Annotated in this window: 29 protein-coding genes; 7 read left to right on the top strand and 22 right to left on the bottom strand. The window is 70.0% G+C overall.

What is annotated here, in order from left to right:
* Positions 1 to 2 precede the first annotated feature (2 nt).
* From AB0I79_RS17720 to AB0I79_RS17670, 11 genes are all read right to left on the bottom strand, one after another.
* Entirely contained in the window at positions 3 to 449 is a 447-nt protein-coding gene (locus AB0I79_RS17720) for a hypothetical protein (RefSeq protein ID WP_357873685.1), read from the bottom strand.
* Positions 446 to 1,393, bottom strand: coding sequence for a DNA translocase FtsK (locus AB0I79_RS17715; RefSeq protein WP_357873682.1), 948 nt, complete (start codon positions 1,391 to 1,393; stop codon positions 446 to 448). Before AB0I79_RS17715 ends, AB0I79_RS17720 begins: the two co-directional genes overlap by 4 nt.
* Positions 1,390 to 1,728, bottom strand: coding sequence for a hypothetical protein (locus AB0I79_RS17710; RefSeq protein WP_357873679.1), 339 nt, complete (start codon positions 1,726 to 1,728; stop codon positions 1,390 to 1,392). Before AB0I79_RS17710 ends, AB0I79_RS17715 begins: the two co-directional genes overlap by 4 nt.
* On the bottom strand, positions 1,725 to 2,321 hold the full coding sequence (locus AB0I79_RS17705; protein WP_357873677.1) for a hypothetical protein: 597 nt from the start codon (positions 2,319 to 2,321) through the stop codon (positions 1,725 to 1,727). Before AB0I79_RS17705 ends, AB0I79_RS17710 begins: the two co-directional genes overlap by 4 nt.
* Positions 2,321 to 2,662 carry a hypothetical protein gene (locus AB0I79_RS17700; RefSeq protein WP_357873674.1) on the bottom strand — a complete coding sequence of 114 codons (342 nt, stop codon included), beginning with the start codon at positions 2,660 to 2,662 and terminating at the stop codon, positions 2,321 to 2,323. Before AB0I79_RS17700 ends, AB0I79_RS17705 begins: the two co-directional genes overlap by 1 nt.
* Entirely contained in the window at positions 2,659 to 3,045 is a 387-nt protein-coding gene (locus AB0I79_RS17695; RefSeq protein WP_357873672.1) for a hypothetical protein, read from the bottom strand. The genes AB0I79_RS17700 and AB0I79_RS17695 overlap by 4 nt, the downstream gene beginning before the upstream one ends.
* Positions 3,042 to 3,320 carry a hypothetical protein gene (locus AB0I79_RS17690; protein WP_357873669.1) on the bottom strand — a complete coding sequence of 93 codons (279 nt, stop codon included), beginning with the start codon at positions 3,318 to 3,320 and terminating at the stop codon, positions 3,042 to 3,044. The genes AB0I79_RS17695 and AB0I79_RS17690 overlap by 4 nt, the downstream gene beginning before the upstream one ends.
* Positions 3,317 to 3,667 (bottom strand): hypothetical protein, encoded by a 351-nt coding sequence (locus tag AB0I79_RS17685; RefSeq protein WP_357873666.1) that lies wholly within the window; start codon positions 3,665 to 3,667, stop codon positions 3,317 to 3,319. Before AB0I79_RS17685 ends, AB0I79_RS17690 begins: the two co-directional genes overlap by 4 nt.
* A gap of 57 nt (positions 3,668 to 3,724) precedes the next feature.
* On the bottom strand, positions 3,725 to 4,201 hold the full coding sequence (locus AB0I79_RS17680) for a hypothetical protein (RefSeq protein ID WP_357873662.1): 477 nt from the start codon (positions 4,199 to 4,201) through the stop codon (positions 3,725 to 3,727).
* A gap of 56 nt (positions 4,202 to 4,257) precedes the next feature.
* Positions 4,258 to 4,593 carry a hypothetical protein gene (locus AB0I79_RS17675; protein WP_357873659.1) on the bottom strand — a complete coding sequence of 112 codons (336 nt, stop codon included), beginning with the start codon at positions 4,591 to 4,593 and terminating at the stop codon, positions 4,258 to 4,260.
* Between the two features lie 102 nt (positions 4,594 to 4,695).
* Complete coding sequence (locus AB0I79_RS17670) at positions 4,696 to 5,085, bottom strand: hypothetical protein (RefSeq protein WP_357873656.1); 390 nt, start codon at positions 5,083 to 5,085, stop codon at positions 4,696 to 4,698.
* A 166-nt stretch (positions 5,086 to 5,251) separates the two neighbouring features.
* Between AB0I79_RS17670 and AB0I79_RS17665 the strand changes: the two genes are divergently transcribed.
* Positions 5,252 to 5,611 (top strand): hypothetical protein, encoded by a 360-nt coding sequence (locus tag AB0I79_RS17665; protein ID WP_357873653.1) that lies wholly within the window; start codon positions 5,252 to 5,254, stop codon positions 5,609 to 5,611.
* A 124-nt stretch (positions 5,612 to 5,735) separates the two neighbouring features.
* Complete coding sequence (locus tag AB0I79_RS17660) at positions 5,736 to 6,092, top strand: hypothetical protein (protein ID WP_357873650.1); 357 nt, start codon at positions 5,736 to 5,738, stop codon at positions 6,090 to 6,092.
* Positions 6,093 to 6,186: 94 nt separating this feature from the next.
* Here AB0I79_RS17660 and AB0I79_RS17655 read toward each other — a convergent pair whose 3' ends face one another.
* Positions 6,187 to 7,665 (bottom strand): hypothetical protein, encoded by a 1,479-nt coding sequence (locus AB0I79_RS17655; RefSeq protein WP_357873647.1) that lies wholly within the window; start codon positions 7,663 to 7,665, stop codon positions 6,187 to 6,189.
* A gap of 146 nt (positions 7,666 to 7,811) precedes the next feature.
* Here AB0I79_RS17655 and AB0I79_RS17650 point away from each other — a divergent pair, with 146 nt between their 5' ends.
* The 5 genes from AB0I79_RS17650 (at position 7,812) to AB0I79_RS17630 (ending at position 11,122) form a co-directional block, all read left to right on the top strand.
* Positions 7,812 to 8,165 (top strand): helix-turn-helix transcriptional regulator, encoded by a 354-nt coding sequence (locus AB0I79_RS17650; RefSeq protein ID WP_357873644.1) that lies wholly within the window; start codon positions 7,812 to 7,814, stop codon positions 8,163 to 8,165.
* 302 nt (positions 8,166 to 8,467) lie between these two features.
* Entirely contained in the window at positions 8,468 to 8,899 is a 432-nt protein-coding gene (locus AB0I79_RS17645; protein WP_357873643.1) for a hypothetical protein, read from the top strand.
* 70 nt (positions 8,900 to 8,969) lie between these two features.
* The gene (locus tag AB0I79_RS17640) at positions 8,970 to 9,461 is read left to right on the top strand and encodes a hypothetical protein (RefSeq protein ID WP_357873640.1); all 492 of its coding nucleotides are present in this window, start codon (positions 8,970 to 8,972) and stop codon (positions 9,459 to 9,461) included.
* 33 nt (positions 9,462 to 9,494) lie between these two features.
* The gene (locus AB0I79_RS17635; protein ID WP_357873637.1) at positions 9,495 to 10,559 is read left to right on the top strand and encodes an MAB_1171c family putative transporter; all 1,065 of its coding nucleotides are present in this window, start codon (positions 9,495 to 9,497) and stop codon (positions 10,557 to 10,559) included.
* 29 nt (positions 10,560 to 10,588) lie between these two features.
* Positions 10,589 to 11,122, top strand: coding sequence for a hypothetical protein (locus AB0I79_RS17630; protein ID WP_357873635.1), 534 nt, complete (start codon positions 10,589 to 10,591; stop codon positions 11,120 to 11,122).
* Position 11,123: 1 nt separating this feature from the next.
* Here the strand turns inward: AB0I79_RS17630 and AB0I79_RS17625 are convergent, their stop codons facing one another.
* From AB0I79_RS17625 to AB0I79_RS17580, 10 genes are all read right to left on the bottom strand, one after another.
* On the bottom strand, positions 11,124 to 11,318 hold the full coding sequence (locus AB0I79_RS17625) for a hypothetical protein (RefSeq protein WP_357873632.1): 195 nt from the start codon (positions 11,316 to 11,318) through the stop codon (positions 11,124 to 11,126).
* Positions 11,315 to 11,680 carry a hypothetical protein gene (locus AB0I79_RS17620; protein WP_357873628.1) on the bottom strand — a complete coding sequence of 122 codons (366 nt, stop codon included), beginning with the start codon at positions 11,678 to 11,680 and terminating at the stop codon, positions 11,315 to 11,317. Before AB0I79_RS17620 ends, AB0I79_RS17625 begins: the two co-directional genes overlap by 4 nt.
* Positions 11,681 to 11,780: 100 nt before the next feature.
* Positions 11,781 to 12,590, bottom strand: a complete 810-nt coding sequence (locus AB0I79_RS17615; RefSeq protein ID WP_357873626.1) for an N-acetylmuramoyl-L-alanine amidase — start codon at positions 12,588 to 12,590, stop codon at positions 11,781 to 11,783.
* Between the two features lie 177 nt (positions 12,591 to 12,767).
* Positions 12,768 to 13,664, bottom strand: a complete 897-nt coding sequence (locus AB0I79_RS17610) for a hypothetical protein (protein WP_357873623.1) — start codon at positions 13,662 to 13,664, stop codon at positions 12,768 to 12,770.
* A 63-nt stretch (positions 13,665 to 13,727) separates the two neighbouring features.
* Positions 13,728 to 14,030, bottom strand: a complete 303-nt coding sequence (locus AB0I79_RS17605; RefSeq protein ID WP_357873621.1) for a hypothetical protein — start codon at positions 14,028 to 14,030, stop codon at positions 13,728 to 13,730.
* A gap of 63 nt (positions 14,031 to 14,093) precedes the next feature.
* Positions 14,094 to 14,510 (bottom strand): hypothetical protein, encoded by a 417-nt coding sequence (locus tag AB0I79_RS17600; protein WP_357873617.1) that lies wholly within the window; start codon positions 14,508 to 14,510, stop codon positions 14,094 to 14,096.
* 68 nt (positions 14,511 to 14,578) lie between these two features.
* Positions 14,579 to 15,061 carry a hypothetical protein gene (locus tag AB0I79_RS17595; protein WP_357873614.1) on the bottom strand — a complete coding sequence of 161 codons (483 nt, stop codon included), beginning with the start codon at positions 15,059 to 15,061 and terminating at the stop codon, positions 14,579 to 14,581.
* Between the two features lie 55 nt (positions 15,062 to 15,116).
* Positions 15,117 to 15,368 (bottom strand): hypothetical protein, encoded by a 252-nt coding sequence (locus AB0I79_RS17590; RefSeq protein ID WP_357873612.1) that lies wholly within the window; start codon positions 15,366 to 15,368, stop codon positions 15,117 to 15,119.
* An 8-nt stretch (positions 15,369 to 15,376) separates the two neighbouring features.
* Complete coding sequence (locus AB0I79_RS17585) at positions 15,377 to 15,562, bottom strand: hypothetical protein (protein WP_357873610.1); 186 nt, start codon at positions 15,560 to 15,562, stop codon at positions 15,377 to 15,379.
* A gap of 80 nt (positions 15,563 to 15,642) precedes the next feature.
* On the bottom strand, positions 15,643 to 16,536 hold the full coding sequence (locus AB0I79_RS17580) for a hypothetical protein (RefSeq protein WP_357873607.1): 894 nt from the start codon (positions 16,534 to 16,536) through the stop codon (positions 15,643 to 15,645).
* Positions 16,537 to 16,731: the final 195 nt, after the last annotated feature.

Genomic DNA, 16,731 nt, shown 5'->3' with positions numbered 1-16,731 from the left:
CGTCATCCTCTCCTTTGGCCGGCCGCAAGCGCCGCGGCGCAGGCTTCCCAGCCGGCGCGCCACGCGTCGGCGTACAGCCGGTCAATCAGCTCTAGCGGGTCGGTGGGTGTTCCGTCCGGGTCGGCGAACCCCATCACGTCGAACGCCCACTCCTCCGGCGCGGCCGGAGGCACGCCTTCGTCGAGGGCGGGGCCGACGCGTAGGCCGCGCTCCTCCAGCTCTTGGGCGAAGTCGGGGGAGGAGAGAGCCTCGTACATCTTGTCGGCGAACGCGTAGAACAGGGCGTCCGCGACCAGGTCGTACGGGGACGCCGTCTCATCGTGGGATGTGCGGTCGGCCAGCCGCCGTTGCAGCCCGTAGTAGACGTCACGCGCCGCCCGGTACCGGTCGCGGGCGGCCTTCTCCTCCGGGGTGCGCGGCTCGACACCGGGCAGCAGCGGGCGGCTCACCGGGTCCTCGTCTCGTCCACGGCGACGCCGAGCGACGCCAGCAGCTCGGGCAGCGCTGCCGGCTCGACGAGCACCTTGCGGTTCTGCCCGACCATGGAGGAGACGACGCCGAGCTCCTCCATCCGCTCGAGCAACTTCATCGCCTTCGCGTAGCCGATCCGCATCCTGGTCTGGAAGCGGGCAGCCGACCGGGAGCCGACAACGAGGGTGATGCCCTCCGCCAGGAGCCGCAGATCCGCATCCTGGGCCGGGTCGTAGCTGGGGGCGGCACGCCGGGCGGTCATCGCCCTCCACCCTGCCGGCAGCTTGTCGGCGAGCCTGGTCAGCACGGACGGTATCGGCAAGGCGAGCTCCCGCAGCGGACCGGGCAGGTACTGGGCGAGCCACAGCAGCCGGCCAACCTGCCGATCCACCGCGTCCAACTGCCGTACGTGCTCGCGGCCCACGTCCGCCAGCCGCTGCTCGCAGATCTGCTCTGCCTGCCGGGCGCGCTGCTCGGCGGCGGCCGCCCGCCGCTCAGCGGCGGCGATCACCGGCGCGGCAACCTCGCGGGCCCGCTTCTCGATGTGGTCGTCCAACCGGTCGATACTGTCGAACAGCGTCCTGCCGAGCCGCGCGAGCTCCCGCTCCAGGAGACCATCCGCGTCGCTGCCGTCCTGCCCGTCATCGCGCGCATCACCCAACAGGGCCTTCAGCCTGCCCCCGGGAGTGGCGGCCACGTCGGGGACGTCGAACGCGAACAGGCCAGCGCGACGGCCGGCGCGCAGGTACAAGGCCGCGTCCACCATGAGGGCGTCCTGCGCACCAGAGAACGGGAAAAGGCCAGTGGACTCGGGATAGTCGGCGTAGTGCTCGGCGGCCAGGGCCTGCCGCGCGGCCGCGAGCCGGCGGGCGTGCTCCCGCTCCACGTCGTCGGCGTACTCGAACGGGTGCCTGATGCTCACTGCGCGCTCCTCGTCTTCCTGCCCGCCCGGCGGGCATCCCCGTCCACGTACACCACGCCGTCAACCGGATGACACGGCACACTCCACCCCGGGCCCTCGTCGAACCGCACCCGGATACCAGCGTCCCGAAAAGCGGTGATCCGCCCCGGCTTGCCGTACACCGTCACCCGATCACCACGAAAGGCGGGCACCCGGTAGTACCGGCGCACATACTCCGAAGGACTACCGTCCCAGCCCTCCCACCAGTACCCCGCGCGTGCGCGCGCGTTAGCCTCCCGAAACTCCCGGGGCGGGGTCTGGCCTTTGGTCAAAGGGGCGTCGGTGTTGGTGGTCATGAGGGTCTCCGTGCGGTCTGGGCGGCGATGTGGAAGCCGTAGGCGAGTACGCAGGCTGCTCGGACTGTGGGGGCGTTCTTGCGGGCCAGGAGGGGGCGGATGGGGACTCCGCAGGTGCAGGTGATGACGCCGGTGTCGCTGTCCATGGCTTCCGGTACGTGGAGTCGGGTGGTGCCGTCTGGGGTAGCTGTGGGTGCGTGGCGGGGGCAGAGGTTGGTTCCGCCGAGGATGCCGCGCTGGAGCATGCGCCAGCCGGGGGCGATGGGTTCGCCCTCGTGCATGGCGATGAAGTCGTAGGAGGCGGCGCAGTGGGCGGCCGCGCAGCGGCGGATGCCGGGTGGGGCGATGCGGAGTTTGTCGATGGTGGCGATGAACCATGCGGTCTTGTAGCGGTACGGGTTGGAGCCGTCCGCGCGCAGGACCTGGCCGTCGAGCCACACGTCTCCGGGGAGCCCTTTGGCCGGGGTGGCTTCGCCGATGATGAGGGCGAGCGGGCGTTCGCGGGAGAGCGCGGCGCCGGCGGGGACGTAGACGAGGCGGCCGGGCTGGAGGTCGTCGAGGGTGGGTGTGGTGGCGTCGATCTTCGTCGCCATCAGGCGCCCCTCTCCTTCTGCTGGTGGATCAGTTCCCAGACATCGGGTAGCTTCGGCGGCTTGATGCCCAGCGCGGTCATCAGCCGGATCGCCGGGCCAGTGTCGTAGCCCAGCCCGTGCAGCATGAGCACATACGTTGAGCACGGCCAGGCAAGCCGCTTACCCCGGTGGTCGCGGCATGTCGGGCACCTGGGGATCTCGTCCCAGCCATCCGGGGTATCCCAGTCTGCGGGGGCGTGCGTAGCCATCAGCACGGCCTGGCCGCCCTGGACGCGCCGGATGTAGTTGGTCGCCCCCCACGAGGTGAGCGCCATGCCCTTGAATCCGTCCGCCTCGTTCATTCGTCTTCCTCCCAGGTGTGTCCGTGCAGCACGTTCTCGTGGGGTCGGCCGGTGTGTCCTGCTGGTAGAGAGCAGAGGACTTCGACGGGGTAGGGCGGGCCGGGGGCGTCCCATGCTTCGCACCGGGGGCCGCTGGCGCGGGCGGCGTCCTCCAGCTCGTCCAGGCGGCGCTCCTCTTCTTCGCGGGCCTGGGCGGCGGCGCGGCGTTTGTCCCAGCCGCGGCGCGCACCGGCGGAGCGGCGTTCGCGGATGGCGGCGCGTCTGGCGACCTGCTCAGGGGACGCCTCGAACGCCTCCTGCTCGCGGCGCTGCTGCTCCATGAAGGCTTCGACAGCGCGGACGGTGTCGTCCCATACCTGGGCGGGGCTGCGGTTGTCGGTCACCGGGCGCCGTTCGTGTCGTGCTTGGCCTGGTCCTGGGCGTCGAGGTGGGCCTTGACGGCGAGGTAGCCGGCGTCGGTGACGGTGACGTGGTGCCCGCCCTGGCCGGGGACGCCGAGGTCGAGGGTGATAAGCCCGAGTTCGACGAGGGCGTCCACGTCGCCGGGGTTGAGGGCGTGGCCGGTGGTGTCGGGGAAGGCGCTGTAGACCCATACGGGCTCGGTGATGGCCTTGGCCAGAAAGTCGAGGCGGGTCTGGGTGAGGCGGCGGCGGGTCACTGGACGATCTCCCATCCGCCTTCGCACTGCTCCAGCATCCAGTCTCGGTACTCGCGGTCGGCGTATTCGGTGCGCTGCTCGTCCGTCATGGCGTCCCATTCGGTGACGGGGATGCCGGTGTCGTAGGTGTCCCACACCTTCGCGCCGTGGAGTCCGATGCTGAGGTCGAACTTGAGCACCATCGTGGCGGGGTGGCGCTTGTCGCAGCCGACGTCTCCACAGCCGAGGTCAGGGTGGGTGACGACATGGCCGCGCTCGGCGCAGTCGTCGCAGTGGCCGGGGCGCCCGATGCGCTGCCGCTCGGGGTTGCTGCCCGCGTAGAGGTGGGTGGTGCCGGTGGTGGCCATCAGGCGTTCCTTCCAGGGGGTGGGCCGCCGGGCGGAGCGCCTGGCGGCTGGGGGCGGTCAGTCTCCGTACGAGCAAAGGATCCAACCGGGGGCGGGCTGCTTGGGGGTGATGCCGAGGGTGGCCAGGGCGGCGGCGAGCTTGGCGTCCCAGCCGTGGCGCTCGGGGCCGGTGGCGAGCCGGTCGGGGTCGATCATCGTGGTGTAGCCGCGGGCGATGGTGATGGTGTGGGCGGCGAGGACCAGCATGGGTTCGGCTTGGTGGCAGTAGGTGCTGAAGTGGACGCCGAGCCGCTTCTTGGCCTCGCCCTCGCGGGTCCAGTAGTCGTCCCCGATGCGGGTCGCGTAGGTCTCGGTGAAGCCGGACGCGTTCAGCAGGTGGCGCGTGGCCTGGTCTTCGAGGTCGTCGTCGTTGTCCTCGTTGTACCAGGGGAGGCGGGCGAGGTTGTCGTAGTCGTCGTCGATCTCGTGGATGGTCCACATGCCGCTGTGGCCGAGGTTGTAGCCGTAGGCGAGGATTCCGTCACTGGATGACATGGTGCGCTCCGGAAGGGGTTAGGGCCGCCGGGTGAAGTGCCCGGCGGCCGGTGCGGCTATTGGATGGGGAAGCCGAGGAGGTGCGGGGGCACCGTCCAGGACTTGTGGTGGCAGGAGACGATCACCTCGCACGAGGCGTGGGCGGTGTTGAGGGTCTCGTCGGGACCGATGTCGGTGGCGATGGCGACGGTGACGGAGAGGGTGATGCTGGTGTGGTTGCCGATGGCGCCGGTGAGCATCTTGGCGATCTCTTCGTCGGTGGCGTACCGGAGGGGCTTGTACTCGCCGATGATGCATTCGGTGCAGCCGCACTCCCAGGGGTCGATCGCGTAGGGCTTCTGCCGGGGCTGCGGGCGTTGGCTCGCGGCGGCGATGATCTCGCTGAGGGTCACGGGGTGGTTCCTTCCGGTGGTCGCGTGTTGATCGTCGCGCGATTAGTTCCTGGAACTTTGATTCCAGTTACTAATGGTTTGGGGTTGTTGGGGCGGGCGGGGCTACTCGTCGGCGGGGTCGTCGGGGTATTCCCAGTCGGACCATTCGACGCGCCCACCCTCGACGGTGATCTCGGAGGTGCCGCCCTCGTCGTCGCGGATGTGCAGCGTGCCGGAGAACTCGCGTCCCTCGCCGCACGTGGCCATCAGGTCCTGGATCTCGGCGTACGGGCTGCCGAGCTTGCGGCCGTAGTCCATGGCGGGCACCAGGCCGACGATCATCTTCCAGCCGGTGACCGGGTTGGCCTCGATGTCGAACACGAGGTCCACGGGGACGCCTGCGCGGGAGCCCTGGTACTTCTCCGGGTTGTGGTCGCTGCGGGAGCGGGCGGCGGTCAGGGGGATGGACGGTTCGATGTCGATCCGCCCATCCATGGTCATACTGGTGCTCACGTTCTGCCTCCTTGACACCAAAACATTAGCATCAATCTTTAATGATGTCTATATGGGCAACCATTCAAGATCATTTGCTATTAACGGCCAGAGTTCACGCGCTGACACGCTGGGTGGAGGTGATCACCGCCCTTGGGTGATCAACGATCACAACGAGGAGAACCTGTTGACTAACAGCTCCAACACGGCCAACAACCCCGTGGCAGTAATCGCCGTGCTCCGCTCCGCGCCCTTCCGGCCGGAGCCGCCGGCGGCGTGGGCGCTCGCCCGCGACACCGGGCTCGGCTGGATCTTCGAGGACGACATGAAGATCCGCCTGGAGTCTTACCGCTATGACTCCGACCTGGACCACTACACCCTGTATGTGGCTCCTCGGGCCGAGTGCCACCCGCGCGACCTTGACGCCATGCGCGTCAGCAAGGCCCCCAACGACGTCGTGCACCGGGAGACCTTGTGCGACGACGACACGTTGATGGCTGTGCGGCAGGCCGCGCATCGGCGCGGGAAGGCCACGCCGGTTTCCTGACCGCCCATCCCCAGGCGGCCCGTCGTCTCGTATCGCGCGAGGCGGCGGGCCGTCGCGCGCCCACCCGCGCAGCCTCTCCCCCGTCTTTTGCGGCACTAGCTCATGCGTTCGATAACGTGAGCATATGGAGCGGTCGCGGGTGCACCTGCACAACTGGCCTGAGGACCGCGGGGCGGGCGGTCAGTTGATCCCGCATGATGACCCGCTGGTGTGGTGGACGGTGACTGCGGTGCACGCCTGGTATGAGGTGCCGCGCGAGGAGGTCGCCGAGTACGACGAGTTGCTCGGCATGGTCGTGCCGAAGGTGAATCGGCTGGCCAGCCTGCGGGCGTACCTGGTGGACCTGGACGGGACGGCGGCCGGGCTCGACGTGCGGGAGCGGGTGCTGCTGCATCAGCGGGCGCCCTACACGGCGTGGTGGTTCCTGCGCGCGGTGAGTGCGGAGGAGCTCGAGAAGATGGAGCAGTACAGGAAGGGGTAGGGCTTCGCGTCTCCGCCCCTCCCGCCTAGCAAGGACGAGCTCTGCGCAGCTCGCCAAGGGGCGGAGACGGAAGCCCGGTTCAGGGGACGCCCGGTCAGGGGCCGTACCACCACGCTGACGCCGGCGAGGGCAGGCCGGCGGGCAGGCCCGGTGCCAGCGTCTGGGGCGGCGCCGCCGGCGGGTCGGTGGGGTCGGGTGCGGGCGTGGTGGTGTCCGGTTGTGGCGTATGCCTGGTCGGCTCTGGGGTGGAGCTCGTCGGCGGTGCGGTTGGCGTGCTGGGGTCCGGCGTGGGTGTTGGGAGGTCGGGGGATGTCGTCGGCAGCGGGGCCGAAGTGGACGGGTCTGGTGTGGGCGTCTGCTCGGGCGTGATGGTCGGTGTCGCTGTCGGCGTGGGCGGCGCTACCGCCGCCTGGTCGGGCGGTGGGAGGGTCGGCGTGGAGGTGGGCTGCGTCGGCTCCGCAGTCGCCCGCGGCGAGGAGGACGTGACGACGGGCTGCGGCGTGACGGCTGCCGAGCTCGTGGGCTTCGCTTCCGGCGTGGCCGCCTTCGTCGCCACCAGGGGGTAGGACTTCACAGGCGAGGGCGGCGCCGTGGTGGTCGGGGCTGTGGCCGTGGGCGTGTGCGTCGGTATCGCGGTCGTCGGCGTTGAGGTCGGCGTGGCGTACGGGGTGGGTTCGGCCCAGGTGGGGCTGGCGGCGGGCGCGGTCGTCTCCGACGTGGGGGCTGGTGCGGGCTCGGCAAGCATGACGATGGGGGCGGGCTCGCGGGGCGCGTCGAGAATGACGGGCGCTGTGGCGACCAGGCCGGTGGCGGCTACCGCGGTCGCCGCCTGCGTCATGGTGATGCCGGCGACGCCGGCGACCTGAGCGATGACCTGGCTGGCTGCGCCGACCAGGGTTGTCCCTCCCCCGCTGATCGCGGCCGCGCCTAAGCTCGTGGCGCCTGCGGTGCCGGCGACGGCCGGGGCCGCCACGCCTGCGACGCTCGCCGTGCCGGCGGCGGCCGGGGCTGCGGCGCCAGCGGCGGCGGCTCCCGTTGCGCCGCCGGAGGTTGCCGCGGCCTTACTGCCGAGGAGTCCGCCCGCGCCGAAGGGGATCAGCGCGGAGACGGGGATGCGGTTGAAGCGGCCGATGAACCGCTTGGTGGCCTCGCGCATTTGGATGACCCGGGCGCGCGCGGCGAGCCGGTAGGCGGTGCTGGTGCGCGGGTCGTCGGCTGCCTGCTGGAGGAGCGCCTGCTCGCGTTGGAGGAAGTCGGTGAGCAGTTCGGCGGCTTCGGGCGCTTTCTTAATCAGGTCGTAGAGCGCGGTCTTCTTCCGGTCGAGAGGGGTCTTGTTCTGGATGTGGGAGACGATGACCTTCGTCTGGACTCCGTCTTCGTTGACGAGGCGTTCGGCCTCGAGCGACAGGAGGGACAGGAGGACTTTCGCCCGCTGGTCGGCGATGGCGAGCTCATTGGCCAGGGCGTCGATGAGCGCGAACTTGTCGAGGGCGGGGCCTTCGCGGTGGTCGCGGAGGTAGAGGTCGAGGAGGCGGCTGAAGTCGCCTCCTGGGGTTTGGGGTTCTCTCGCCATGTGGTGCTCCTTGGGCGGGGCTCCACTAACAGTAGTTAGCGCCTTGGGATGGTTCATCGTTCCGACTAATGTGCACCTATGTCAACTAGGGTTCGCAGCGCGTTTGGGCAGGTGGGATGCCGCATCTAGCGGCTCGGCTCAAGCGCATGCGCGAGCTGACGATCAATCCGGTGGACGGCGAGCCGTACTCTCTGCGAGAGGTGGCGGCGAGGATCGCCGCGACGGGCGTGCCGATCACGGACGCCTACCTGTCGATGCTGGAGACCGGCCGCCGGAAGTCGATCTCCGTGGACAAGGCTGTCGGCATCGCCCGCTTCTACGGGGTCCCGGTCGAGTATCTGCGCGAGAACCTCGAACAGGAGCTGCTTGAGGCGGTCGAGTCGCAGCTAGGCCTGTTCCAGCGGGTGGCCGAGTTGCCGCCGGAGGCGCGCCGGCGGATCGCCCGCGCGGTCGAGCGGGAGCGCCAGGCGCACGGGCTTCCGTTCCAGCCGGAGCCGTGACGGGCGTGCCGTGCCGTCATGCCGCCTGTGGAGCCGCGGGGATGGCGGGTCGGCGGGGCGAGGAGGGGCGGCGTGCCGTCCGGCGAGGTCAGGGCCGCAGCGCTGCGGTGTGACAAATCGTGCTCCAGTACGGTGTGTCAACTGGCGGAAGCTTGGGTTGGTCGTCGCTGGTTTCCACTCGGAGGGACGATTCGATCGCTTGATGAGTCAAATGTCAACTAGTGGCGACCATTCCGGGAAAAGTGTGTACTGTTGGCGTCCAGCCGGAATGTGTGGGTTATCCCGGAAGGGCAGGTATAACGGTGGCGACTCTGGCCGAACGGCTAGATGAGGCGTTGCGCGAGAGAGGTCTGTCCGACCGGAAAACCGCGAAGCTGCTGCGCGAGCAGGGCGTTACGGTCACGCACGCCTACATCGGCCAGTTGCGTAAGGGGACGGCGGAGAATCCGTCGCTTGTGATCCTGACGGGTCTGGCCCGGTTCCTGGGCAAGTCCCTCGATTGGCTGGTCGGCGTCGAGGAGCAGCCTGACGAGGGGCCGCTGACGCCTGAGGAAGCGGCGCAGGTCGCTCGTATGGAAGACAAGGCGATGGCGCTCAAGATGCGCAACGTCGCCAAGCGGCTGACCGGCTTGAAGGACTCGGCGTCGCTCGACGCCGTCGAGCAGATGCTGGACACCATGCTGAGCGTCGAAGAACGCCATCGGCAGCGCGAGCGTGAGCGAGACGAAATCTAGACGATCTGTAGCAGCCAGCAGGCGGGGGCCGGGGTAGGCTGTCCAGCCTGCTCGGAAAGGTCCCCAACAGGTGCGTTTCAACCCTGATCTGCATGCGGCTCTGCAAGCGGTCCCGATTCCGCAGCCGTTCGATCTTGAGACGTACCTGGATCGCATCTCCGAAGCTCGTGGCCGTCCCCTCTTCGTGCTCGACCTGCCCGAGGGGATTGCCGGCGCCGTCAACGGGCTGTGGATCGCCACCGAGATGGCTGACCACATCTGGGTCGCCCCGGGCGCCCGGGGCATCCTGCGCGTGCTCATCGTGCTGCACGAGATCTCTCACATGCTGCTCAATCACGGCCAGGTCGGGGACGACGAGACGGCGCTGAGCTGGCTCTTGGGCAAGGCGCTGGGGATGACGGCGATCCGGGCGGCCGGGCGGAGCAAGTACCAGACGCAGGAGGAGCGCGACGCCGAACGCTTGGCCACGCTCATCCTGATGCACGTGAACGAGCCGCTCGACGACGCCGCTGACGGCGACGAAGGGATGCGGCGGATCAAGCAGACGTTCGGATACGAATAGGAGCAGCGTGTGGGCGTTGTTGACTGGTTAGCCATGGTCTTGCTGTGGGGTGCTGCGATCTCCCGCATCCGGCCGGCTATGGAGTCGGTCCAGCAGAGGATGCTTTGGGGCGCGTTCACCGGCCTGGCTCTCAGCAGAGTGTTCTCAGCGGCGCCGATCGTCGAATGGCTGGACGCCACCACGCAGACGGAACTGGCCACTCTCCTTCGCCACCTCACCGGCCTGGCGTCGGCGACGTTCCTGCTGGTGTACGTCGAGACGATCACGCGCGATCCGGACACGTGGCGGGCCCGCCGGATCTGGACGGGCGCCGCGGTCACGATGGCCACCCTGACCCTGATGTTCCTCATCCGGGGAGGCCGCATCTACTGGGTGGACGGCGCGCACTCCCCTGTTGAGACGGCGTGGCAGGGCCGTGTCTATCTGGCGGTGTTCGATGCGTGGCTGATGACGTGCCTCGCGTTCGCCGGCTTCATGTTCGCCAGCTACGCGCGGAAGGCGCCGCCGCTGCTGCGCGTCGGCCTGGTGCTGTCCACGATCAGCATGGTCGCCGGCGTGGCCAACCGCGCCGAGGTGATGGTCGTCAACCTCGCCAACCTGATCAACCCGGACACGACGTGGCGCGAGAACGATGTGTTCGGGCAGGCCACGCTGCTGGCCTGCATCGCCGGCATCACGGCGGGCACGTCGATTCCGGCCTACCGGGCTGCGTCGGCGCGGATCCGCGAGATGCGCATCCTGTGGGCGCTGCGGCCGCTGTGGAAGGGGCTCACCGCGTTGTTCCCGGACGTGGCGCTCGGCATGAAGGGCACGCTCAAGACGCAACGAGTGCGGCGGGTGCTGGAGATCCGCGACGCGATGCTGAAGCTCACGGCGGTGACGTCGGCTCCGGCCAGCGAGCACCCGGGCGACGCGGCCGACTGGGTGCGGAGCGCCCTCGCGGCGGCCCGTACGGGCCAGGTCGGTGACGATCCTGAGGGTGAGATTCCCGGGCCGGACTTCGGCAACGACATTGAGAAGGAGACGGCGTGGCAGCTCAAGGTGGCGGAGGCGTTCAGACGGCCGAGCGCGGAGAGAGCCGTATCGCGCGCCTCTTAACGGAGGTCCTGGCACCCAAGAACTTCGTGATGGGACTCCCGCTCGCGGTGGGGGCGATCACCGGCGGGTGGGTCGGGCTCGGCTGGGCGCTGATCGCCGCGGTGTTGTGCGGCGGCATCCCCGCGGCCGTGATCGCGCTCGGCGTGCGGTCCGGCCGGTTCGGCAACCGGCACATCACCGAGCGGTCCCAGCGCCCGAAGCTGATCGCCGTGATCGTGGCCCTGGTGGTGGTCGCGCTGGCGCTGCTGGTCGTGCTCGGCGCTCCGCGGGTGATGGTGGCGTGCGTGGCCATCATGCTGGCCACGCTCGCCGTGCTGGGGCCGGTCACCGTGGCCGGATGGAAGATCTCGTTTCACACGGCGGTGGCCTCGGGCAGCGTCGTCATGGTCGCATGGGTGGTGCCGGGCGGCTGGATGTACGCGGTGGGCGTGGTCGGCGCCGTCGTGGTGGGGCTGATCGGCTGGTCGCGGGCCACGCTGGGCGACCACACACCGGCGCAGACGCTGGCAGGCGCCGTGGCGGGCGCGGCCGCCACGTGGGCCACGCTCGCCGTGCTGCTGTAGCTCACCAGATCAGGGCGATGGACACGCCGGCGGCGACTCCGAACGCCGCCACGGGTCCGAGGAACATCAGCGCCATGCCGCCGAGTTCGTTGCGGCTCATGGCGATGCACAGGCCGACGAACGCGCACAGGCTGGACACGATGATCCAGGCAACCGCCGCGATGAGGATCGTCAGGGCGATCCCGGCGGCGGTCACTGCGCGGCCATTCCGGCGTCGGCCGCCGCGGCAGCGGCGCGGGTGCGGGCGGCGCGCACCTGGTTGAGCAGGTCGAGTGCGATGCGTTCGGCGTCGTCCACGGGTAGGCGTGAGGTGAGCTGACCCCAGTTGATGGTCAGGTCGTCGGGGCTGGGCTGGTGACCGGGTAGCAGGTGCGTGGTACTCGGGGCGGCCGGGGCAGGCTTGTTCCTGTCGGTCCCGGTGACCATGACGAAGGCGAGGAACAGCAGCCAGCCGACGAGCAGAGCGGCCACGAGCGCAGGGAAGTTGCCGGGCCACCACTGGCTGGCGTATGCCGGCGGGCACAGCATGGTGGCGATGCCGGCGATGCTGGTCAGCATCGCTTGCAGGATAGTGCGGGACATATGGGCTCCAGGGTGGGTGTGACCTGCGGGAGTGCAGGGTTGTGTAGGGTTTGCGGGTTTGTGCGGGGGCGGAAGTTCAGTCGGCGGCGCGCCAGGTCTTGGGGCCGACGACACCGTCCGCGTCGAGGCCTTCAGCGCGCTGGAAGACCTTGGTGGCGGCGGCGGTCATGGGCCCGTACCGGCCGTCCACGGTGATCGTGTAGCGGAGCTGCTTGAGGCGGCTCTGCCAGGTGGTGACGTCGGCTCCGCTCATGAGCGCCGTGCCGGGCCGGTAGGCGAGCAGGCGGCCGGGGAAGGCCGGCCAGTCGCCGGGCTTGGTGGTGGACGGCTTGGGTGTGGTCGGCTTGGCCGGCTGTGATGTGCCGCCGCCGAGGTAGTGCTTGACCTGGGCGATGAACGAGTCCCAGGGAAAGTTCGGGCCCGGGTCCCAGTGGTCGCTGCGCTTGTAGACGGCGCTGACGTCGGCGTGGCCGACGATGCCGCGCTGGCCGGCGCGGAGCTGGGCGCGGGTGAGCCGGCGGGCGGGGATGTTGTGCTTGTCGCACCAGACAGCGACCTGGCGGGCGGCGAGGTCGAGCAGGTCCTTGCTGTACTCGTCGGCCCACTGCGCCTTCGACTGGCCGGCGCGTCCGGCGAGCTCGATCTGGAGCCCGTCGCTGTTGCAGCCGGGGGCGGCCCATGCGGTGTCGCTGTCGGCGACGCACCGGACGACGCTGTTGTTGTCCACGCACAGGTGAGCGCTCGCCTTGGTGCTGGTGCGGGCGAAGTAGGCCGCCACGTTCTCTGCGACGGTCGAGCTCTCCCCCGTCTCCATCGTGTGGACGACGATGACGCGGATTGGCGCGATGCGGCCCCTGGTCTTGTTCGGCGACGTGATGGTTTGCACGGGTGTGCCCCCTCGTTCGCGGTCCAGGCCCTCGACGGCCTGGCGGTTGAGAGAGGGAGGGTGTCGGGCGGGATGGGTTAGTGTCCGGGCCCGAACGTCGGTGAACGCTGCCGAACGGTTCTGAACGCGGGCGAGCGCCGACCGCGCGGTGCGGTCGGCGCTCGCGGCCGGGGTGGTTTAGGCGGCCTGGGCCAGGTCCTCGCCGCCGTCCTCCTCTTCGTCCTTGTCGGCGTCGTCGGCGTCGTCCTCGTGGTCGCTGGTGGCCAGGCGCTCGGCGATGGCGGCGGCCTCGTCGGCGTCGTTCGCCTCGACGGTGACGGCGTAGCGCTGGTACTCGCCGAAGTCGCCGGAGTTGCTGTCGCTGTCGCACATGTCGCGCTCGCCTTCGACGACTCCGGCGACGTACAGCGGGGAGGGTGACATGTCGAGGTCGAGCAGGCCGGTCACGGTGTACGGGCGGGGACTGTCCACGTCGCGGCCGTCGATCTCGAACAGGTGCGGCGCGCGGTTCAGCGTGGCCTCGGTGATGCGGACTTCACCGACTTCGCCGAGCGGCACGCACGTGAGCGCCTTGGCCAGGATCTGCTTGGCCTCGTCGAGGGTGTAGGCGTGCAGGCGGGCCACCGCGTCGAGCTCGACGTCGAGGGCGTAGCTGTGCAGGACGGGCGCGACGGGTGATACGCCGAGCCGGACCTCGGTCACTTCGAGGTCGTCGTCGGCGCGGTAGTGCTCGGCGAGCTCCAGCCAGTAGACGCCGCCCTGGTGCAGGTGGTCGTGGATGGCGTCCGCGTTGTCGGCGATGGCGGGCGGGACGTCCACGGCCACGGTGACGGTGCGGGAGGTGCGCGCGAACGTCTCCAGGGTGACGATGACGCGGGACAGGTCCGGGTCGGTGGAGGGCCGGAGCTGGTAGCCCTCTTCGCCCGGGTCGAGGAACATCTGGCAGGCGAGCTCGGCGAGCTCGCGCTGTCGTGGGGTGATGTCGTCGAGGTCGTGGCCGGCGGCGAACGCGGCGGCCGCGTGGACGAGCTCGTCGATCGCGTCCGGGGCGAAGTACGTGTGGGGCTGGATCACGGGGTGGTTCCTTCCGGTGGTGCTGGCGCGCCCGTACGCCGCTCGTGCGGGCCCGCTGGTGGTTCAGGGTTGGGGCAGGAAGATGTCGAGCCCGCCGTAGAGGCGGGGGCCGGCCGCGCCCGGGTCGTCGTGGCCGGCCGCCGGGGCGTCGGGTGTGGTGACGGGGGTTTCGTCGAGGACGTCGATGTCGCCGTCGATGCTGAGCGATTCGAGGGTGACGTCCGGGTCGCCGCTGGTGAGGGTGAGGCTTTCGACGACGTCGCGGAGCTTGGCGCGGGCCTCGCTGCGGGTGCGGGCGGTCACCTCGCCGACGATGAACGTCATGGTGTCGAGGCGGAAGCGGCGCAGGGCCGGAGGGTTGGTCACGGGGTGGTTCCTGGCGTGCGGGGAGCCGCGCCCGCGTGGGCGCGGCTCCGGCCGGGCGGGTGGTTAGCGGGTGGTGTCGGCGGGCGTGGGCTCGCCGAGCTGCTCGGGCGCGGTGAGGCGGGTGTGGCCGTACAGCTCCCATGACTCGCAGCCCCAGCGGCACGGCTGGCCGGGCAGGGCGTCGCAGTAACCGCAGGCGTGCGGGTAGGCGAGGGACGGCCGGTGGCCGGGCTCGTCGGCGAGGGCTTCCTCTCGGTAGCGCTGGTATGCCGCCTGGAGGATGACGCCGGGGTGGACGTGGGCGCGTTCGAGGCGGTGGAGGATGTCGCCGATCGCGTCGCGGGCGGCCTGGTCGAGGTGTTCGTCGTTGCTGAGGTCGCGGTTGTCGGCCATGTAGGCGTCGTTGGCGTAGGCGCTGATGGCGACGATGCCGCTTTCGGCCCGGTCGCTGTTGGTGGGGTCGGCGTTCGAGACGCGCACGCTGTGGTTCCTTCCGGTGTGGGCGGGGCCCGTACGCCGCTCGTACGGGCCCGGGGGTGGTGTGTGGGTCAGCGGTTGAGGGCGGCGGCCACGAGGGCGAGAACGTCGCCGTACGGGGCGGAGCCGGGGACGGCGACGGGCTCGAACGTGGGCTCGTCGTCGCCGTGCTCGCGGGCGAGGTGGTACGGCTTGCCGTTGCGGTCGATGGCGGTCACGCAGCGCTGGGCGAGCTGCTCGAAGCTTTGGCTCTCGTGGTCGTAGGTGAGGGCGACGAGCAGGAAGCCGGGCATCGGCTGGCAGGTGTCGGCGTACAGCTTGAGGTCGTGCTCGGCGTCGCCGGTCGCGCCGGGCGCGCCGATGACGCCGACCAGGAGGGCGCTCCACTGCCATGCGGGGATGTGGTGGCGGGTGATCGTGAGGACGCCGTTGACGGTGGCGGCGGTGACGACGTGGAGTTCGGGGTTGGCCCAGCCGATCTCGTTGGTCTCGTGGCTTTCCAGGGCCCGCAGGAGGTGGTTCATGATGTCGGGGGTGATGTCGGGGGTGGTCATGGTGTCCTTCCGGGTTGGGGCCCGTACGCCGCTCGTACGGGCCCGTGGTGATCGGTTAGCGGTTCAGGTCGGCCAGGGCGGTGCGTGCGTCCAGGAGATCGCCCTGGGCGCGCTCGTAGCGGTCCAGGACCTTGGCGACGATCGGCCGGGCCGGGGCGTCGCGTAGGGCGAGCGCGTGGGCGAGGTCGATCGGCGTGGCCATCGGGACGCGCACCGCGATGCGCAGGAGGCGGGCCCAGCGGTTCACGTCGCGGTGGGCCGCGCCGAGTGCGCGCTTGGCGAGCCAGCGTTCGGCGGCGAGGTGCATCGGGGCTCCTAGTGGCCGGTGTTGGCGCAGACCCAGCCGAAGCCGGGGGCGTAGGTGGTGGCGGCGGCGTCGCAGGTGCGGCAGGTGTGGGCGGGCTCCTCGTACGGCGGGGTGATGCGGGCGGCGAGAGTGGCGAGGTGGCCAGCGGCGCGGCCGAGGGTGTGGGCGGTGAAGCGGGCAAGCGTGATGCGCATGGGTGTCCTCCACTTGGCTCAGGGGGTGGGGTGCCTGCCCCGGCGGGATGGTGCCGGGGCAGGCGTGGTTAGGTCTGGGCTCAGTGGAGGTCGCCGTGGCGGTCGCCGCGCTTGCGGAAGACCTTGAAGCCGATCCAGGCGGCGGCGGCGATCCCGGCGACGATGGCCAGGAAGCCAATCACGCGGAGGATGGCGTCCCAGATGCTGCCACCGTCGTCCTTGGCGGACATGTTCTGCATGGCCAGCCACATCGCCATGTAGTCAGGCTGGGCGGTCACGGTGGTGACCGGTGCGGCGGTCGGGAAGGTGATGTCCGTGTTGGGGTCGGTGCCGCTGGGGGCGGCGGTCGGCACGGTCGGGATGTAGTTGTTCACGGTGGGCTGCTGGCCCGTCGTGGGGGCGGGCTCGGTGACCTTGACGGTGGTGGTCACGCGGGGCTTGGCCGTGCTCGACTTGGTCGGGGTGGCGCTGGGCTTCGGGGTGACGGTCTTGGTCACGGTCGGGGTCGGGCTGGGCGTCTGGGTGGCGCTGGGCGTCTCCGAGGCGGTTGGGGTGGCCGTCACGGTCTTGGTCTCGGTGACGGTCGGGGTGGGGCTGGGGGCGGCGGTGGCCGTGAGGCTCATCTCGCTGAGGGGGACGCTGCCGAGGATGGCGAGGGTGTAGTTGCCGGGCGCGTCCGGGGTGAAGGTCGCGGTGACGGCGATCTCGCCGAGGCAGGTCGGGTTGCCCGGTTCCTTGGCGAGGTTCGTCTTGTCGCCTGTGGGGGTGCGCAGGGTCAGGGTGGCGGAGCAGGCGTCCGTGACGGTCGCCGTGACCGTGACCGGCTTGCCCGTGGTGAGGGCGGTGCCGGGGGTGGGGGAGGTGATCTGCCCGGTCTCCGTGAGCGCCGCAGCGGCGGCGGGGAGGGCGAAGAGGCAGCCGACCGCGAGCGCGACGAGCGTCGCGAACATGCAGGTCAGAGTGGCGAAACGCATGCGTTTCCTTCCGGTGTGTTTCCTGCGGGAACGCCGCTCGCTCCCGCCGAACACTTAAGACATTAGCAGTCTTCTTTAGTGATGTCTACACAGGCAAAGCGGTGATTGCCGATGTAGACAACATTAAAGAATACTGCTAATGTTTGGGTAGTCGGCAGGGAGCGAGCGGCGCTCCCCCAACCGGAAGGAACACCC

Origin of the sequence: Nonomuraea sp. NPDC050202 (genome assembly GCF_040656115.1) — a bacterium.
Lineage (GTDB): Bacteria > Actinomycetota > Actinomycetes > Streptosporangiales > Streptosporangiaceae > Nonomuraea.
Note: the sequence above shows the minus strand (reverse complement) of the source record. Positions and strands in the feature narration are given on the sequence as shown.

What these genes read in the sequence shown, in the direction of transcription:
- AB0I79_RS17685 (WP_357873666.1), bottom strand. Translation starts at nt 3,667, where the DNA reads ATGGCCACCACCGGCACCACCCACCTCTACGCGGGCAGCAACCCCGAG.
- AB0I79_RS17660 (WP_357873650.1), top strand. Translation starts at nt 5,736, where the DNA reads ATGGAGCGGTCGCGGGTGCACCTGCACAACTGGCCTGAGGACCGCGGG.
- AB0I79_RS17635 (WP_357873637.1), top strand. Translation starts at nt 9,495, where the DNA reads ATGGTCTTGCTGTGGGGTGCTGCGATCTCCCGCATCCGGCCGGCTATG.
- AB0I79_RS17705 (WP_357873677.1), bottom strand. Translation starts at nt 2,321, where the DNA reads ATGGCGACGAAGATCGACGCCACCACACCCACCCTCGACGACCTCCAG.
- AB0I79_RS17630 (WP_357873635.1), top strand. Translation starts at nt 10,589, where the DNA reads ATGGGACTCCCGCTCGCGGTGGGGGCGATCACCGGCGGGTGGGTCGGG.
- AB0I79_RS17700 (WP_357873674.1), bottom strand. Translation starts at nt 2,662, where the DNA reads ATGAACGAGGCGGACGGATTCAAGGGCATGGCGCTCACCTCGTGGGGG.
- AB0I79_RS17650 (WP_357873644.1), top strand. Translation starts at nt 7,812, where the DNA reads ATGCGCGAGCTGACGATCAATCCGGTGGACGGCGAGCCGTACTCTCTG.
- AB0I79_RS17680 (WP_357873662.1), bottom strand. Translation starts at nt 4,201, where the DNA reads ATGTCATCCAGTGACGGAATCCTCGCCTACGGCTACAACCTCGGCCAC.
- AB0I79_RS17590 (WP_357873612.1), bottom strand. Translation starts at nt 15,368, where the DNA reads ATGCACCTCGCCGCCGAACGCTGGCTCGCCAAGCGCGCACTCGGCGCG.
- AB0I79_RS17585 (WP_357873610.1), bottom strand. Translation starts at nt 15,562, where the DNA reads ATGCGCATCACGCTTGCCCGCTTCACCGCCCACACCCTCGGCCGCGCC.
- AB0I79_RS17620 (WP_357873628.1), bottom strand. Translation starts at nt 11,680, where the DNA reads ATGCTGACCAGCATCGCCGGCATCGCCACCATGCTGTGCCCGCCGGCA.
- AB0I79_RS17655 (WP_357873647.1), bottom strand. Translation starts at nt 7,665, where the DNA reads ATGGCGAGAGAACCCCAAACCCCAGGAGGCGACTTCAGCCGCCTCCTC.
- AB0I79_RS17595 (WP_357873614.1), bottom strand. Translation starts at nt 15,061, where the DNA reads ATGACCACCCCCGACATCACCCCCGACATCATGAACCACCTCCTGCGG.
- AB0I79_RS17580 (WP_357873607.1), bottom strand. Translation starts at nt 16,536, where the DNA reads ATGCGTTTCGCCACTCTGACCTGCATGTTCGCGACGCTCGTCGCGCTC.
- AB0I79_RS17710 (WP_357873679.1), bottom strand. Translation starts at nt 1,728, where the DNA reads ATGACCACCAACACCGACGCCCCTTTGACCAAAGGCCAGACCCCGCCC.